Raw genomic sequence first — 17,346 nt, 5'->3', positions numbered from 1 at the left:
GCAGAGGAGCGAGTTTGTGCCTACTGGCTGACCAGGTTTGCGTCAGCTTTTATGTACTCTGTCAGCACAGCTCGAGTTCAATGACGATACGTAAGACAATCATTCTGGCTGCAGCGGCTGTCATGACCGCTTTGCCCGGTTGGGGCGACGTCAGTGTTGAATTCAAGGGTGATTACGTCACGGAAGAAACCGAAGACACGGTCCGCGGCGCCATGCCTGATGAGGCAGACGCCAAGACCGTGCTCGAAGTCCGCCGTCAGGGACGCCGCGCAGCCAAGAGCGCGCGCGCGGCACTTAATAGTATCGGTCACTATGACCCGGAAATCGACCTGAGCATTGAAGATACCGAGCCACCGGAAGCTATCCTCCGGGTCGATCCGGGACCACGCTTTGCACTTGGCCGGGTCGCGGTCACATTCACCGGTGCGCCTCCCGTGGAAGATACCGCTTCCAGAATCCGAAGCGAATTGCCCGTTAAACAGGGCCAGCCCGCCATTCCCTCACAGGTCATCGACGCTGAACGCTGGATCGTGAGCCGCCTTCGCGAAGATGGGTACCCTTACGCTGAAGTACACGACAAACGCGTAGTTGGTGACCGCGATGCTGAAACCATACAGGTCCGTTATGGCGTGCATGCCGGACCACGCGTGGCATTTGGCGAAACCGTCTTTCCCACAGACAACGCGGCCACAAAGCCCAGTTATCTGCGCCGTCTGATCCCTTATGAGGCAGGCGAAACCTACACGCCCGACGCACTGGCCAGCCTGAATTCACGGCTTGTCGAAACGCGCCTGTTCCGTGTGGCGCGTGCAACGCTGGCAGATGAACCTTCCGGCACGACCGATTCCGGGCTCGAAATCCGTGATGTGGTCGTCAAGCTTACCGAGCGCGAACGAAACACAATCGGACTGGGGGCAAGTTACTCAACCGCGGAGGGCTTTGGTGTTAATGCCGAGTTTGTCCGCCGTAACCTAAGCGGACGGGGCGATACGCTGACGACCGAACTCACTGTGGCCGAACTCGAGCGCTCCCTCGATGTTACATGGCGCCGCCCGAATGAATTCGGCTACGGGCGCGGACTTGTCCTCAATGCCGGCCTGATTGACGAGACGACTGACGCCTATGACCGCCAGGCCGTCACACTGGGCGCCGCTTTCGAGGTCATCAAGAGCCCGGAGTTCACCTATTCATATGGCGTGAACGCCGAGATTGGCCGGGAAGAGGATGAATTCGGTGAGCGCGATCTCCAGATCGTATCCGTCTTTGCGGATGGCCGCCTCGACAAGACAGACAGTCTTCTCGATCCGCGAAAGGGCTTTCGCATCAACGGACGCGTGGAGCCGACCTACGCTTTCGGGGATGAAGCCAACCCTTATGTCCGTTCCGTCGGCCAGATCAGCGGATACGTGCCATTTGACGAAGAGCGCCGCTTCGTTCTTGCCGGACGCCTGAAAGCCGGGGCGGTTCTCGGAACAGAAGCCGCCAACGTGCCCGTGGATGACCGCTTCTATTCTGGCGGTGGGGGCAGTGTGCGTGGTTATGCCTACCAGGCTATCGGCCCGCGTTCTGATGACGGTACTCCACTCGGCGGCAAATCCGTTGTCGAAGCCTCCATCGAGGGACGCTACAGGATCCGCCCGAACATTGGCATTGTCGCCTTCCTTGATGCGGGCAGCGTATCGACCGATGAGTTCTCAAACTTCCAGGATGCCCGCTATGGTGCCGGTATAGGTGTGCGCTACACAACGCCAGCCGGGCCCATCCGCTTTGACGTCGCGACGCCGCTGAACCCAACCGATTTTGACGATCCCGTCCAGATTTACATATCCATTGGACAGGCCTTTTAATGAGTGAGCAAACTGCACAGCCCCGAACGAAACGCCGCCCGATCCTGAAATGGAGTTTGATCGGGCTGGGCGTGCTGCTGGGACTCGTCCTGGTCCTGCTACTGGTGCTTCGCTTTGCGGCACAATCCAGCATTGGCCGGAATTTCGTTGAGACACGTATCGAGGCTGCCGATCCTTCTGGCCAGGAGATCGAGGTCGAGGGCCTGGACGGTGACCTGCTCGGCACGTTCCGCATCGAACGTCTCACCGTGGCAGACGATCAAGGCATCTGGCTCGTGGCGGAAAACGTGCTGATGGACTGGAAGCCGCTTGCCCTGCGCAAGCGCTCGATCTGGGTCGAGGCATTCGAGGCAGACCTTATCCACGTCCAGCGACAGCCCAACATTGTCTCGGCAGGTGAAAAGCCGCCACAGGACGAGAGTGGCGGCTCCATGCCGCTCCGGGCGGGCAAGCTCGACCGGCTGCGTATCGGTGAATTGCGCACGGATGAGGGCCTGCTGCCGCGTGCGCTCAGTCTTGAAATCAATGCGCAGGGCCTCGTCGGGCAGGATGGGGGGCGCACCGAACTCTCCGTTCTTCCGCTCGACGGTGAAGGAGACCGGCTCGGCGCTGACCTGACATGGTCTGAAGACCTGCGTGTACGTGGCAATCTGGATCTCGACGGCCCGGCGGGCGGCCTGTTCGCCTCCCTGGCACAGCTTGAAGAGGGACAGTCCCTCTCAGCCACGCTCGAAGCTGGCGGCACGCTGGAAGAATGGGCGGCTGACGCCAATGTCCTGATCAGCGAAGAATCTGTCGTGCAGGTCAATGCGAATACAGAAAATGATGTCCTCGGCTTCGAGATTGAAGCCCATCCCGGCCTGCACCCGTTGAGCGCCTCTATCGCTGACACGCTGGGGGATACAATCACCATCAATGGCCGTGTTCTCAGCGATGAAGACGAGCAACGCCTGCTGGAAGTGACGGCCAATGCCGACGGTTTGCAGCTCGATGCCGAGGCCAGCCAGCAGGAGACAGGAGCTTACAGCGCCGATATTCGTCTGGTTGCCGACAATCCTGCCCGCTACGCAAATGCAGACAATATCTCGGTCTCGCAGGCCATTCTGGATGGTAATCTCGTTTACGACCAGGGCGCAGCGCGCTTCGATGGCGATGTTGAGGCAAGCGGTGTGGATGTGCCCTCATTCCGTGCAGATGCCGTGGCCGGCCCGCTGGTGGCTGTGTATGATGCCCCGACTGCATCCGTGCGCACGACCCTGACAGGGCGCGGCGCGAAGCTTCCGGGCATGACGGGTGACATTGCCGGCTCAGAGCCGGTGGTACAGCTTGATGCTGAATATGCGCTCGATTCCGGCACGCTGTCCTTGCGCCAGAGCCTCGTTCGCGGGCAAGCCGGACGTGTAAACGCAGCCGGCACTGTGCGCCTTCAGCCCAGCCTGAGCGCCAACCTCTCCGGTAGTTTCCAGCTTGATGGCGCAAAGGCGCAACTTGCCCGGCCGGTCAATCTTGATGGCCAGTTCGAGGCGGATAGAGGCGCGAACGGCGACACACGTTTCAGCTTGAATACAACTGCACGTAATTATGGCGAGCTACCTGCCCCGCTCAGCGACTGGAGTGATGGGACGGCCATTGTCTCAACGGATGGCCGCCTGCGCGGGGACGGCGCTGTCAAACTCAATTCATTCCGGGCGCAATCCGGCTCATTGCTGCTGACCGGTCAGGGGCAGATTTCCAGTGACCAGCAGGTCACACTCAATGCGGATCTGAGTGCAGGCGAAGCGAGTGTCGGCGGGTATGCCCTTTCAGGGCTGGATGGACGCGCCCGTGTCAGCGGGGCGCTGGATGATCTCAACTTCGACACGACCATCAACGCGCCCTCCTTATCAAGCGACAGCATGACGTTCAGTGACGTCTCCCTGTCCGCAGACGGGCGCTATGCAGAGGGGGCCCTGAATGCCGTTGCCAATCTTGATGCAGGTACATCGAATGGCCCTCTGGCTGTTGATACGGATGTTTCGCTCAATGGCAGCCAGTGGCAGGTCAATTCCTTCCAGGGCGAATGGGGTGACCTTATCGCCGAGGCGAGCCTCAGCGGCAATGGCGGCGAGATCGGTGCCATTCGCGGTGACCTGACCGTAGCCGGCAACCTGCCTGATGGCCTCCCCGCTCAGGGCGTTGAAGCCGATGCAAGCATTGATGGCGAAACACTCATCCTCGATGCAACCCTGGAGACGCTTACGCTCGGACCGACCCGTGCTGATGCTCTTGTGCTCCGGGCCAATGGTACGCCGGAAAACATCAACTTTGTGATCGACATGGACGGGCGGACCGAGCTCAACGAACTGAGTTATGAAACCGGCCTCGACATGGATGGTAACATCACTGGCCTCAGTGGCGGGCCTCTTGATCTCACAGCCTCGCTCTCCCTGCTGGTCGGCGACCTTGGCCTGACCACACAGGAGCCTATCCGCTATACGACTCATGATGACGGGTTCGATGCCTCGGCCCGGTTTGCCACACTCGGCGGCACACTGGAGCCCGCCATCACCACGCGCGGGCAAACCTCGATACAGGTCAACGGCCAGGGACTGGCCATTGCGCCTGCCCTGGTCCTGGCAGGCCGCCCGGGTCTCGATGGCGCGCTGGACATCAATGTCGACTTGCAGGAATCAGGTACCGGTCTGGCGGGGCCTGTGAAGGCGGAACTGAAGTCCATCGCCCGGCCCGGGTCTGACCTTGCCCCGGTCGACCTCTTCATAGATGGCGACCTGAGGCCAGACATACTGGACCTAACGGTTCGCGCCCTTGACAATGAAGCGCTCGAGGCAAGACTGGATACAGAAGTTCCGGTCAACACATATACTGACCTGCCCTTTATCCAGCCTCAGGAGGGCGCAGAAATCCCCTTCTCGGCAGAAATCGACGGTCAGATCGAGGCCGTCGCAGCGCTGTTCGTGCCTCCGCAAATGGTCCTGAAGGGTATTGTTGATGTCGATATGTCGGGCCGCCTGCCCCAGCTCAATGAGAGCTTTGAAGGCACCTTCCTGTATTCTGAAGGTGAGTTCGAACATGGCGAACTCGGCATGGTCCTTCACAAGATCAACGCTGACGCACGACTGGGTGGCGGCACCGTCAACCTTCAGAGTTTCAACGCAGTGGGGCGCTCAGGTGGCACCCTGTCAGGCAACGGCACCATGGCCATTGATGGCTCTGCGCAAAGCAATGTCGAGATCGAGGCCGACAGCCTCGTAGCCGTTGAAAGGCGTGAAGGAAGCGCCACGATCAGCGGGGCCATGCAGGTCAGACAGCAGCCCGAACTGCTAGAGATCATAGGCAATCTCACTGTCGATGAAGGCCAGATCAATCTTGCAAATATCCAGGGCGGCGGCGGCCCACCCACGCTGGACGTATCTTTTGAAGAGCCCATAGAAGAAGACGAGGAAGAGGTTGAAGAGGAAGAAGCCGCAACCCGCCTCGACATCACCCTGGATGCCCCAGGCCAGATCGATCTCGACGGGCGAGGCGTAAACGCCGAACTTGCCCTTGATGCCGACATTACCGGCTCGATCGGCAAGCCTGTCATTATCGGCCAGGCCAGTATCGTTCGCGGGCGTTTTGACTTTATCGGCAAGCGTTTCGAATTCGCTGAAAGCTCGGTCCGGCTTGTGCCTGACATGGAGCAATCCCGCCTTGATGTATCAGCCACGCACGAAACAAAAGACGACATCCTCGCAATCCTCAACGTAGTGGGCACGCTGAATAGCCCTGAAGTCGTCCTCACTTCGGAGCCGGCACTGCCGGAAGACGAGGTTCTTTCGCGCGTTCTTTTCGGGCGCTCCCCAACACAGCTGAGCGGACTTGAGGCTGCTCGCCTGGCAGCCGCACTGGCACAGCTCTCAGGCGGTGGCGGCGGGTTCAACCTGCTTGGCGGGATCGAAACAGCCCTTGGACTCGACACATTTGATATTGGTTCTGATGCAGATGGTGGCACCCAGGTCACAAGCGGCAAGTACCTGACCGAAAATGTCTATCTCGAAGTCCGGTCCGGGGCCTCCGGCAGCGCTGGCGTTGCCATCGAGTGGGAGCCTATCAACAATATCGAGGTCGAAGCGGCCACCGGCGACGCTGAACAGGGGCAACAGCTTTCTGTCCAGTGGAAGCGGGATTTCGACGATGGGGCCTTCCCCGGGATCTCCGGCAAGAAATCCAATGAGAAGACCGGTTTGCGTGATGCCCAGCCAGACGCCGATCCGGGGCTTCCCGATGTGGAGGCAGACGAGGAAGATGACTCCTTCGGCACTGCCTCCGATACAGCCGTTCCTGACGACACTGCGCCTCTGCCGGACGAGACGGATTAAAGGGCAGTGGGTCGCGTGATCTGCGGGTCCCGTGGCAGGCACCTCACAAGGCTTGCCATAGCCAGGATCAGGACAAACGACATCGGCAGCCCAAGGGATATCGAAGCATTCCGCATGGCTTGCAGCCCGCCCACGACAAGGAGTGTCATCGCGGCCAGCCCTTCGGATGTCGCCCAGAAAATACGCTGCCACCTAGGCGGATGCAGGCGTCCGCCAGATGTAACGATATCGTCCACCAGCGAGCCGGAGTCCGACGAGGTGATGAAGAATATCGTGATAAGCAGGGTCGCCGCCGTCTGGGCAATGAGCGTGAATGGGTAGCCCTCGAGCAATTCATGCAGGGCGATGGCCGGGGTTTCGACAACTTCAGGCAGGAGTGCCGCCTCTCCTCTGTGCTCCATGAACAGTCCTGCGCCGCCAAAGATCGACAGCCAGAGGAATGTGACCAAGGCGGGGAAGAACAGGACTGAAAACACGAAGTCGCGAACCGTCCGCCCATGAGACACACGCGCCACGAAAATCGCCACGAAGGGCGACCAGGATATCCACCAGCCCCAGTAGAACAGGGTCCAGTCGGCCTGCCAGTTGTCTTCCGGATCCAGGTTCACATAAAGGCTCATTGAGGGAAGGCTCTGAAGATACCCGCCAAGAGCTGTCACGAAGGTCTGCAACAGATAGACAACCGGACCTGCAAACAGGACGAAGGCTGTCAGCGCGATGGCCAGAAATGCGTTAAGGCGGCTGAGCCGACGGATACCCTTATTCACGCCCGCAGCCACGGAAATCGTGGCAACCAGGGTAATCAGGGCAATCAGGCTTAGCTGCACCCCTGTCGACAAAGCGAGCCCCGCCAGCTTGTCGAGTCCGGCATTGATCTGCTGGGCGCCGAGGCCCAGCGATGTCGCCACACCGAGCAGCGTTCCGACCGTGCAGAGAATATCTATGACATGGCCGGTCCAGCCATGTATCCGCTCTCCCAGGAAGGGATAGAGCAAGGACCGCGGCGCAAGCGGAAGCCCACGGTTGAAATGGAAATAAGCGATGGCCAGGGCAAGCACGGTGTAAAGTGCCCACGCATGTAGCCCCCAGTGGAAGAAGGAGAGTCGCATCGCTTCGCGTATGGCGGCATCTGATTGTGAAGCGGCCTGACGCGGTGCATCGAAGTGCGTGAGCGGTTCGGCAACCGACCAGAAGACAAGACCGATCCCCATGCCCGCGGTAAAGAGCATGGCAAGCCAGCTCGTGCGGCGGAATTCGGGCCTGGCATCTGCACCACCGATACGGATTTGCCCAACCCGCGAAAACCCCAGCCAGAAAGAGAAAAGCAGGACAACCGTGACCAGCAGCACATAATACCAGCCAAAATAACGCGCGATGCTCGTCTGCACCTGCTGGAAGAGCGCCTCGGCGGTATTGGTGAACCCTGCCCCGAATATACAAAAGCCGATCACCACCAGGCCCGCTCCGATAAATACAGGCGGATTCATATTGGCGGTTACAGCCTTCCAGGTTCGCACGCTTCGGCTGTCCGGGTTCATCGTCTGGCCATGTCTGAAAACAACATCACCAAGGTTCAATGCCGGGGAACTGCGCAGGGTTCCGGCGAGAGAGCCTAGAGCTGGGACGTATCTGTCGGTTGCGCGAGGAAGAGACGGCCGGCCAGTTCGTATGTCGCCTGTTTCACCATCATGTGCTGCGTCGCGACATGGACATCGCGAAAGCGCCGCTGGATCGGCGAGGTCCTGTAAACCGCTGTACCGCCTGCCAGCTCATAGACGAGATCAACACTGGTTTTGGCGGCGTCCACGGCGCTCGTTGTTGCAAGCCGCAAATCGCGCTTCAGTGCGATCGGTACATCACCGTCCTTGGCAGCGACCCATGCGGCCTCAACCGCTTCAAGGAAGAAGGCCCTGCCCTGTCTCACGGCAGCCTCGGCGCGCGCGATATCCCTGTGTGTTGAGGATTTGGCCGCAAGCGCACTGGTGGTCCCGGCCGGAACCTTGTCCACCGCGAGGTCATAAATGTCATCAAGCGCGCCCCGCGCGGTGCCTAGCGCAACGGCCGCGATCCCTGCGCCCAGCAGGCCAAAAGCCGGAAACCGGAAAATTGGCATGTCGGCGCGTGCGCTGCCAAAGCCTTGCACACAACGTTCTTCAGGAACGAAGACATCGGTGACCTGAAAGTCTGTCGAGCCAGTGCCCTGCAACCCGGAGACCGTCCAGGTATCAATGAACGTTATATCGCTGGCGGCAAGGATCGGTGAGATATGCTGTGGTTTGCCATCATCGTCAGGAATGATCTTGCCTGAAGCATCGCTGATGAAACAACCAGCGCTGACCCAGTGGGCATTCTGCGAGCCAGAGCCCCATGCCCAGCGTCCATTGATACGGTATCCCTTCACGCCTGCGCGATCGTGCGCCGCTGCGCGCCCCATCGGCGCAAAAATGCCCGCCGTGATCACGCCTGGCGCATTCAGCAGGGTCTGCACCGCAGCAGATTTTTTGAATGCCATGCCGTAAGCGGCTGTCGTCGCGATGAATGTGCACCAGCCCGCCGACGCATCTGCACGGGCCAGAGCCTCGACAGCACGCACATAAGTCAGCGGGCTTTCCCCGCGTCCGCCATATTCTGGCGGGTTGCACATGGCGTAAAAGCCATCGGCGGACAAACGTTCAGCCAGATCCTGCGGCAGCTTACGGGCCTTCTCAATTTCCTGTGCCCGCCGCGCAAGCTCAGGCCCGTACTGTCCGGCCAGATCGAGCAGATCTGTGCTGTTTTCTGTTTGTGCGTCTCCTGCCTTTACAGCCATGCGCGCTCTCCCTCTTTGGCCGGTCAACCGGGCTCACCTTTTGGGAGAGGGTAGCACACTTAGCCAGCCTGCACCGATATCTTCAGGGTTCATGTGCTCCGCATGCCGGCCAGCCGCGAGTCAATGATCGCCTCGGCATCCGCCATGATGCCATCAACGAGCTCACGTACACTCGGAACGTCATTAATCAGCCCCTGCACAGTACCGGCTGACCAGATTCCGCCATCCGTATTGCCTTCGGCCATCGCTTCACGCCCACGGGCCCCGGCCACGAGGTGCTGGATGTCGGAGAATTCCGCCCCGCCCTTGCGCTCGATGTCGACAACTTCGGTACTCACGGCATTCTTCATGACGCGTGCCGTGTTGTGAAGTGTCCGGAAAATCAGTTCCGTGGCACGTTCATCATTCTCGACCATCTGACGCTTGAAGTTGTCGTGGATCGGCGCTTCCTTGGTGACGCAGAAACGCGTGCCCATATTGATACCATCCGCTCCGAGCGCCAGCGCGGCAATCAGGCCGCGGCCATCTGCAAAGCCACCGCTGGCAAGCATTGGAATCTTCACCTTGTTGGCAGCGGCCGGGATCAGCACCAGGCCGGGAATATCGTCCTCTCCCGGGTGGCCGGCACATTCAAAACCATCAATCGAGATCGCATCGACCCCCATTCGCTCTGCCGAGAGCGCGTGGCGCACGGCCGTGCACTTGTGAATGACCTTGATGCCATGTTCTTTGAAGTGATCGACATGTTCCTGTGGCTTGTAGCCTGCCGTTTCCACGATCTTGATGCCGCCTTCAATGATGGCGTCACGATATTCAGCATAGGGGGGCGGCTTGATAGCAGGCAGGATCGTCAGGTTCACGCCGAAGGGCTTGTCCGTCATCTCCTTTGTGCGGGCGATTTCCTTCGCGAGGTCTTCCGGGGTTGGCTGCGTCAGGGCCGTGAGGAAACCGAGAGCGCCCGCATTCGCGACTGGCGCGACCATCTCCGCATATCCAACCCACTGCATCCCGCCCTGCGCGATGGGGTGCTGGACACCAAACGTTTCGGTAAACCGCGTCTTGATCGCCATGTTCTGTCTCCTCCTGAGGCCATCCCTCTAACGTCAATGGACATGAGTGCCATAGACTAGTCTGAATGGACCTGTTGTCTCAGGTTCCCGTTGGGACAAGACAATACGCTTTATGACCGTCGCCATGCACCACTACGCCGGTCAGACGCCTATGCGAAACCTGACCCTCAAAACAAAAAAAGCCCCTGATTTCCGGCAAGGAAATCAGGGGCCTAATTGGGTGCGGGAGGTGGATTTGAACCACCGACCTTCAGGTTATGAGAAGTAGAATGACCTCACCCCAAGGGGTTGATTATTAAGCGGAAAAACTCATACTACCCTGTAATTTCTAAGATAATTCAGGACATTGAGTGACATGGAAAGTCAGCAGATTGCATCGCGTACAGCGGAAAGCTCTGACACTGGTCTGACACGGCGAAGCACCGTCCGTATCACTGATCGGCTTGTCCGCTCTTTGGAGCCGCCCGCCTATGGCAATCGAGTCTTGTTTGATGATCGCTTGACCGGGTTCGGTGTTAGGATCACCGCAAAGGGCAGCATCGCCTTCGTGCTGAACTATTCTTTCAAAGGTCGCGAGCGACGCATCACAATTGGCAAGCACCCGACTTTCACAGTCCTCGCCGCTCGAAAGCAATGCGAACAATTCAAGCTGGAAGTCGCCCAGGGCATTGATCCCCTAGAGCGTAAACAGGCCGACCATAGAGCGCCCACGGTCGAAGACATGTGGATACGATACGAAAAGGAATACCTGCCGAAGCTCGCAGAGCGCAGTGGGAAAGACCAAAAGTCGATGTTCGAAAAGCTCATCTTGCCTGCGCTGGGTAAGAAGAAGGTATCGGACGTTACCTTTAATGATTGCGAGGCACTACATCGTAAGATCACGAAAGATCGGCCAACCCGTGCGAACCGCGTGATCGAAGTCCTCCGTCGAAACTTCAATCTCGCTATCAAGTGGGGGTGGGTCAAAGGTAATCCCGCGGCGGGTATCGAACGCAATGTCGAATCGATGAGGGAACGATATCTAACGGCGTCAGAGATTACCCGACTAATCACAGCACTCGACCGGCATCCTCAAAGATCGTCGGCTGAAGCAATCAAATTCATGTTGTTTACAGGGTGTCGACGGGGAGAAGCATTGAATGCGCAGTGGGACCAATTTGATGACTCGCTCAAGGTCTGGACTAAGCCCGCCGCGACCACCAAACAGCGGAAGCTGCATCGCACGCCAATTTCATCATCAGCATCGCAAATTCTGAGAGCTCGAAAAAAGACGGCAACGACCAACTATGTCTTCCCAGGGGGGACCGGAAAATCGCTCACTGACGTAAAGAAGACATGGGCTGCAGTCACTAAGGCTGCAGAGTTGTTCGATGTACGCTTACATGACCTCAGGCACACCTTTGCAAGCGTCGCGGTTTCTAAAGGACAATCATTGCCAATTATTGGAGCGCTTTTAGGACATTCGCAGACGCAGACTACCGCGCGTTACGCTCACCTAGTTGATAGCGCATTGTTCGATGCAGTGTCCCAAATTGACTTCGCCCTAGGGCAACCGGTCGATATCGACTAGCCATCTTTTGTACCACTAACACAGTTGTGCGCCTCGATCCGCTTACTGATATAGGCGTTCTGCTTTCGATACGAAGCCAAAAATAGGAGTAGAAGCGCGACGAGAAAAAACGCGCCTCTAATAGAAAGAGGCATACTCAGAGAGGTCGCTAGGACATACCCGCCTTGATAGATGGCCAAGCATATAGGTAGCGCGATCATTGTCCGATAGACGTTATTAGCTTCAGACAAGACATCCAACTTCTCATCGGCCGTATTTGTTTGAACGAAAGCTGAGTAATCATTGGTTGGGACAAATCCCAAACCGCGCAGCACGGGTTCTAACAATACAGACCCGACTCGGCTGATTACGAGACCAATAAAATAGTAAAAGAAAAACGCCGCGAAGAGGTCCTCTAAAATTAGTTTGTGGTGGAAAAAATTATCGGCTAGCAGGCAGAAAATCGCTCCTGGAAACAAGTAGTTGAATAAGTTGTAAGACGAAATCTGCTTCAGAAACTCATTCATAGTCATCCTCGCGCTCAACCATAGCTTGCATAGCAATCATCCGATACCAATATCCACTGGTATGAGAATTTCATAGAGGTGAGAACGAATGCCAGAGCTAAGAGTGTTTAATGTCGAACACGGCGCTTGCGCGCTTTTGTCAGACGGCATGGGTAATCACGCAATGATTGATTGCGGCCACAATAGTTCCACTAATTGGTATCCAGGCTCATACTGCCGACTCGCGGGCATCACCGACCTGGCCGCTCTCTTCGTTACCAATTACGACGAAGACCACGTCAGCGGAATCGAGAATCTCTTTCGAAATACAAATGTCGCCACTCTCTTCAGAAATATGCAGGTCTCGCCCGCCGCTATCGAAAAACTGAAAACTGCAGATGGTATGGGAAATGGGATCCGCTTTCTCGTCCAAACAGCAAAGAATTGGATGAACAACGGCCTCAGGAGCTCGAACGACATCGGACTAAATGACTGTCATTTCACGGCTTTCGCCAATTCGCCAGTAGAGTTCGATGATGAGAACAACCTCAGCATGGCAGTGTCTGTCAGAGCTGCAGGAGTGAACTTTCTATTTACAGGCGATCTTGAGCAAGCTGGATGGCGAGCGCTACTAAGAAGTCAGAACTTTCGCGAAACGTTGGCTGGCATTGATGTGTTTTTTGCTTCGCACCACGGCAGGGAGAGCGGTTGCTGCGAAGAGGTGTTCAATTATTGCAAGCCGCGATTCATCGTGATTTCGGACAAAGCTAAAGGGTATCAGACCCAAGAAACGAGCAGCTGGTATTTCCAACGCGCACAAGGCGGTATCGTGAACTGGGAATCTAATCAACGGCGGGTGTTAACTACGCGAAGAGACGGGAGTCTGAAGTTCATCATGAATCAAGGGACTTACGACGTCTCAAGGATCTGAGGGCTTCGTCCGTCCGTCCGCGACAGCGGTGCGGCGGACGGAACCCTCAGAGCATTGCAGACAAACTAGTAGGCTCAACGCTGTCGCTTCTTCAGGTTTTCGGCGTAGTCGCGCCACTCGACGTAGGCATCATAGTATAATTGAAGTTCGTCTATCAGCGTAGAGACGACGGCCGGATTGATGTCGATACCGAATTGCTTTGAGTGTAGTTCGTCCCAATCCCCGTAATCAGATTTGAGCTGGCGCTGAAGCTCTTGTGCAACCCTTTCGGCTATCGTTTTGAATCGATCTGTTTCAATGAAAGGTGTGTGTGACATCATATAGCTCGCTCTGCTGATTGCACCGTTTCTCTAAGGTGAGTGCTTTCGCCCATATTTTACAGGCCGCCCCTTCGCATTTCTGCGTGACAAGACCCGACACTCGAAGCCACGGAACGACAATTAGGCTCAATGCATAGGTTTCTAGTTGACTGGGAGCTAAATTTACGCATCTCTTAGTACTGCATCACTTCATAAGTGTGCATTGGCTGTCGAGGGTAGCTTATCCACTACCTGAGCGGTGTTCTCGGTACGACGCGCCCTTCGGGCGAAGAAATTGGGACCCGTAAACCGTCCCTGCCAAGGGGCGCGAGCATTTCAGCTCGTACGTTTTCATCGGCGGCCTCGGGCAAGCAATACTGACAATTTGGACTCAAGCCGCCTCAACAGAGGAGACGGCAATTGTCCGTGTTTGAAGACCAATATCTAGATCGAGACGAAGCGGCACAGCTGCTCGGCGTCGATAAGAGGACCTTGGCGCGCTGGTTCGCTCAAGGCGAAGGACCGCCCCGCATCAAGATCGGTGCGCGTGTTCTATACGCGAAAGCCAGTCTCGAAAGATGGCTGCGTTCCATGGAGGAGGCTCCATGCCGCGCACACTGATTTCTCTCAATCAGAAAGCTCACCGATCCGCAGCCTGCGGAGGGCGCAGCATCGCAAGGGGCGTCTTAGTAACACGCCCCTCTACAAATACATTCTTCTATTGGAGTGACTGGTGGAATTAATTCATCGAGGTTTCGACAAGCTGGAAGTGTCATTCAAGGCCGGACTACCTACCAAAGTGGCCAGCAAGTTCGAACACGCAAAAAATAGCGCTGCTCAAACCGAAGTCCCTGCCCTTCTGGAAATCAATGGGATCAAGTTCAATGTGGCGGCGTCAGGAATGCTCGGCGGTTATGCTTATAGAGGCAACACCGGCCAATACGGCGAAGATTGGTGGTTCAAGAAGAAGACCACCCAGAAAGACGCATGGGGAATCCGTGTTCGCGTCTCGTCCATCCGAATTGCCTTGAGGGGCTGGAATGAGACTAAGCAACGTCTGATCGCCACGTTGGAAGCTCTAGGCATTACCGTTCAATGGCATGAGGTCAGCATTGCTCGAGTGGACTTCGCCATGGACTTTCTCGCTCCACAGTTTGAGCCGGTCAGCGCAAATTTCGTGATGGGCCATCGGTTCAAACGGAACCAGCATGCCATCACTACGGAGTGGTTAGAAGCCGGCAGGACGGATCGCGTTGAGACCATCACCGTCGGCAAAATGCCAGGTCGGCAGCTTCAAATCTACGACAAGCGCGCCGAAGTCATGGCGAAGCGTGATCAGATTTGGTTCGAAGTCTTCAATTGGAAGCGCGAGAAAGAAGGTAAGCCGAAGATTGATTTCTCGGTCGCAGACCAAAGCCGCATTTGGCGGATCGAGCTTCGAGCAGGCAAGAAGCATCTAAAGGACGATTGGAAGTTAGCTACATGGGCCCAGGTCGAGGGCACCGCTCAACGTATGTTCCGCGGGATGCTCCGCGATGTTCGGTACGTCGTGCCCTCTTCGACCGATCACAACCGATCACGTTGGCCGCTGCATCCCATCTGGAACGCGGCTCATGATGCTCTAAAGGGCGACTTATTCGGCCTAACCACTGACATCCCGGAAGAGCACATCCAAGAAATCGAATTGGCACATTGGGAAGACATGATCCGCGCTCAGATCGCCGGGTCGGTCATATCAATGGGCGCCAGACGCAACATATCGCCTGAGAATTTCGATGACTTTGCAGCGAGACAACTCGCTGGCGTGCTCGATGCATACTCAGAGAACAAGAGCGAGACCAAAAAGAAACTGGCCAAAGCTGGCCGCAAATATGGCCTATTGTCGAAAGGAGAGCCGGAGCATGTCTAAGCGCATAAATAAGATGGATAAGCAGGTGAAAAAGCACTGCGGGTTCGTGTGGGCCGTCACCACCTTCAACATCTCCAACGATTATGTATTGGACCACATTCTATTCGACGGAGATGATTGCATTGAACAGTTTGAACTCGATGACGGAGAATTGGATCGCGAGGCTGCACTCGGGTTCATTCAAGATGTGCGAGAAAAAAGACGGCCTCTTCCAAACGGATGGCTGGAAGCTCTCAAAGAAACGCTTAGTCAGGCGATACAACAGGCGGAAGCTCGCGGCGACCTATTTGATAAAGAAGGTCACCCAGTTTGGTACGCTCCATTGCCTGCCGACTCCGATGGCTTCGGCCAGTTGCTCACTCTCGTTTCTATGATTGCTGTGGTCCGGGACTGCCCTGCTTTTCTCCTCGAAAAGCTCCCCTCTTCAAATTAGCACTCCGCTACGGATGACGAATGAACTGTCTTCGGAGCCGCCGTCGCTTGCTGATCCAATTGAACGTGGAAGATCAGGCCGTGCAAGGGTCGTTCGACCGGTAGGCTTGCCCTTGCACGGCCTGATCTTCTGCGTTTGGTTCGGTGAGTGATGGTGGAGACGAAGATTGACTGTCTTTGGTGAGCCTGAGCGCCCCGCCCCATAACCATAGTCGGGGCGAAGTGTGACCTGGCCGCGCCGCGCGCGCGCGCGTCTCGTTTATCGCCAAAAATGGACGCCCTCCGCTCACTGTCCTCCCCCCGCCCCCATCCCCGTGGCAATGGATCGGAAGCAGCCGGAACCACTCACGGAATCTGCCAGCGGCCAACCGGCCCCGGCTGGATATCTGTTTCGGCACGTACTCCACCACTCGCCCCACTCAGAAACCGGGAACCGTCAAAACATTGACAGTCTCCGTCCCTCACCGAGAGGACAGCAACAGGGAGCAGGAAGCTCGCCGACGCTCATTCCCTTTTCTCGTCGCGCCCATAGGATCGGATCACGCTACGGATTCGCACTGGAAAGCGGGTCGGCCCAAGTGAGGGCTTCCCCTCGGTCGATCTCAACCGCTCTTTTTCCTTTCCATTTCTTCGCTGCATTTCGTTGCCCTGTGCGCGAAACTCGCGCGCGCGCGGCGCGGCTTTCCACAGCTTATATTCTGACACTGGTCTGACACGGCGAAGCGCTACATTTTGCGCAAAAGAAAAGCCCCCAATTTCCTTTCGGAAATCAGGGGCTTGATGGGTGCGGGAGGTGGATTTGAACCACCGACCTTCAGGTTATGAGCCTGACGAGCTACCGGACTGCTCCATCCCGCGTCAGCTTTTGTCGGACCAGCCTATAAATCACCGGCCCAAAAACACAAATCCGGCCGCAAGGGGCCGGACAGCGTCGTGCACCGGCAATTGACGGCCGGTCACGTCCCGCCCGGAGGCGGAAGAAGTGAGGAAAAGACTTTGTCTGCAAGCTTTCTGGTTTTGCAACATGGCCCGTTTCGGCTGACCCGGCAGCGACTTACTCTCCCACATCTGTTGATGCAGTACCATCAGCGCTAGGGGACTTAACGACCGAGTTCGGAATGGGATCGGGTGTGGAACCCCTGCCATAACCACCGGGTCGGCGGAAACGGGCAATGGTGCAAAGACCAACATGTATCACTAAACTTACCACTTGGTAGGTCGGTGTTTTGATCCGAAAACCTGTATGCTGGTACGTTCACCACCACACACGAAGTTTCGCAAGATCAAGCCTATCGAGCAATTAGTACTGGTTAGCTCCACGCGTCGCCGCGCTTCCACATCCAGCCTATCGACGTCCTAGTCTAGAACGGCTCTCAAGGGAAACCTGGTTTTGAGGTGGGTTTCTCGCTTAGATGCATTCAGCGATTATCCCGTCCATACATAGCTACCCTGCTGCGCGGCTGGCGCCACGACAGGTCCACCAGAGGTATGTCCATCCCGGTCCTCTCGTACTAAGGACAGATCCTCTCAAGTTTCCAACACCCACGGCAGATAGGGACCAAACTGTCTCACGACGTTCTGAACCCAGCTCACGTACCACTTTAATCGGCGAACAGCCGAACCCTTGGGACCTGCT

The 17,346-nt window shown here is 56.9% G+C and carries 12 protein-coding genes, 1 tRNA gene and 2 rRNA genes; 7 read left to right on the top strand and 8 right to left on the bottom strand.

From position 1 onward, the window contains the following. The first annotated feature begins 80 nt into the window (after window positions 1-80). Complete coding sequence (locus Q1K31_RS15185) at window positions 81-1,847, top strand: autotransporter assembly complex family protein (RefSeq protein WP_300381372.1); 1,767 nt, start codon at window positions 81-83, stop codon at window positions 1,845-1,847. Further along, the gene (locus Q1K31_RS15180) at window positions 1,847-6,205 is read left to right on the top strand and encodes a translocation/assembly module TamB domain-containing protein (RefSeq protein WP_300381370.1); all 4,359 of its coding nucleotides are present in this window, start codon (window positions 1,847-1,849) and stop codon (window positions 6,203-6,205) included. Before Q1K31_RS15185 ends, Q1K31_RS15180 begins: the two co-directional genes overlap by 1 nt. On the opposite strand, the gene Q1K31_RS15175 is transcribed toward Q1K31_RS15180, so the two are convergent. The 3 genes from Q1K31_RS15175 to Q1K31_RS15165 form a co-directional block, all read right to left on the bottom strand. After that, complete coding sequence (locus tag Q1K31_RS15175) at window positions 6,202-7,722, bottom strand: BCCT family transporter (RefSeq protein ID WP_300381368.1); 1,521 nt, start codon at window positions 7,720-7,722, stop codon at window positions 6,202-6,204. The two genes, Q1K31_RS15180 and Q1K31_RS15175, sit on opposite strands and share 4 nt — an antisense overlap. 95 nt (window positions 7,723-7,817) lie before the next feature. Next, window positions 7,818-9,014, bottom strand: a complete 1,197-nt coding sequence (locus Q1K31_RS15170) for an acyl-CoA dehydrogenase family protein (RefSeq protein WP_300381366.1) — start codon at window positions 9,012-9,014, stop codon at window positions 7,818-7,820. An 89-nt stretch (window positions 9,015-9,103) separates the two neighbouring features. Beyond that, on the bottom strand, window positions 9,104-10,084 hold the full coding sequence (locus Q1K31_RS15165; protein WP_300381365.1) for a nitronate monooxygenase family protein: 981 nt from the start codon (window positions 10,082-10,084) through the stop codon (window positions 9,104-9,106). A gap of 355 nt (window positions 10,085-10,439) precedes the next feature. Here Q1K31_RS15165 and Q1K31_RS15160 point away from each other — a divergent pair, with 355 nt between their 5' ends. Further along, window positions 10,440-11,654 carry a site-specific integrase gene (locus Q1K31_RS15160; protein ID WP_300381363.1) on the top strand — a complete coding sequence of 405 codons (1,215 nt, stop codon included), beginning with the start codon at window positions 10,440-10,442 and terminating at the stop codon, window positions 11,652-11,654. Here the strand turns inward: Q1K31_RS15160 and Q1K31_RS15155 are convergent. Then, window positions 11,651-12,160, bottom strand: a complete 510-nt coding sequence (locus Q1K31_RS15155) for a hypothetical protein (RefSeq protein WP_300381361.1) — start codon at window positions 12,158-12,160, stop codon at window positions 11,651-11,653. The genes Q1K31_RS15160 and Q1K31_RS15155 overlap by 4 nt on opposite strands. An 88-nt stretch (window positions 12,161-12,248) precedes the next feature. On the opposite strand from Q1K31_RS15155, the gene Q1K31_RS15150 reads away from it, so the two are divergent. After that, window positions 12,249-13,070, top strand: a complete 822-nt coding sequence (locus Q1K31_RS15150) for a hypothetical protein (protein WP_300381352.1) — start codon at window positions 12,249-12,251, stop codon at window positions 13,068-13,070. Between the two features lie 74 nt (window positions 13,071-13,144). Here the strand turns inward: Q1K31_RS15150 and Q1K31_RS15145 are convergent, their stop codons facing one another. Further along, complete coding sequence (locus Q1K31_RS15145; protein ID WP_300381349.1) at window positions 13,145-13,390, bottom strand: hypothetical protein; 246 nt, start codon at window positions 13,388-13,390, stop codon at window positions 13,145-13,147. A 405-nt stretch (window positions 13,391-13,795) separates the two neighbouring features. Here Q1K31_RS15145 and Q1K31_RS16690 point away from each other — a divergent pair, with 405 nt between their 5' ends. The 3 genes from Q1K31_RS16690 (at window position 13,796) to Q1K31_RS15135 (ending at window position 15,711) form a co-directional block, all read left to right on the top strand. Beyond that, on the top strand, window positions 13,796-13,990 hold the full coding sequence (locus Q1K31_RS16690; protein ID WP_367187596.1) for a helix-turn-helix transcriptional regulator: 195 nt from the start codon (window positions 13,796-13,798) through the stop codon (window positions 13,988-13,990). Between the two features lie 112 nt (window positions 13,991-14,102). After that, a complete protein-coding gene (locus Q1K31_RS15140; RefSeq protein ID WP_300381346.1) occupies window positions 14,103-15,278 on the top strand; it encodes a hypothetical protein in 1,176 nt (391 codons plus the stop codon). Then, window positions 15,271-15,711 (top strand): hypothetical protein, encoded by a 441-nt coding sequence (locus Q1K31_RS15135; RefSeq protein WP_300381343.1) that lies wholly within the window; start codon window positions 15,271-15,273, stop codon window positions 15,709-15,711. Before Q1K31_RS15140 ends, Q1K31_RS15135 begins: the two co-directional genes overlap by 8 nt. A 780-nt stretch (window positions 15,712-16,491) precedes the next feature. Here Q1K31_RS15135 and Q1K31_RS15130 read toward each other — a convergent pair. The 3 genes from Q1K31_RS15130 to Q1K31_RS15120 form a co-directional block, all read right to left on the bottom strand. Then, window positions 16,492-16,568: transfer RNA gene (locus Q1K31_RS15130), tRNA-Met, on the bottom strand. A gap of 183 nt (window positions 16,569-16,751) precedes the next feature. Continuing rightward, window positions 16,752-16,866: ribosomal RNA gene (rrf, locus tag Q1K31_RS15125) — 5S ribosomal RNA — on the bottom strand. 123 nt (window positions 16,867-16,989) lie between these two features. Further along, window positions 16,990-17,346 (bottom strand): 23S ribosomal RNA (locus tag Q1K31_RS15120); the annotation flags it as partial.

It is taken from the genome of Henriciella sp., from assembly GCF_029936995.1.
Lineage (GTDB): Bacteria > Pseudomonadota > Alphaproteobacteria > Caulobacterales > Hyphomonadaceae > Henriciella.
The sequence above is the reverse complement of the archived record's forward strand: the minus strand, read 5'-3'. Positions and strand labels throughout refer to the sequence as shown.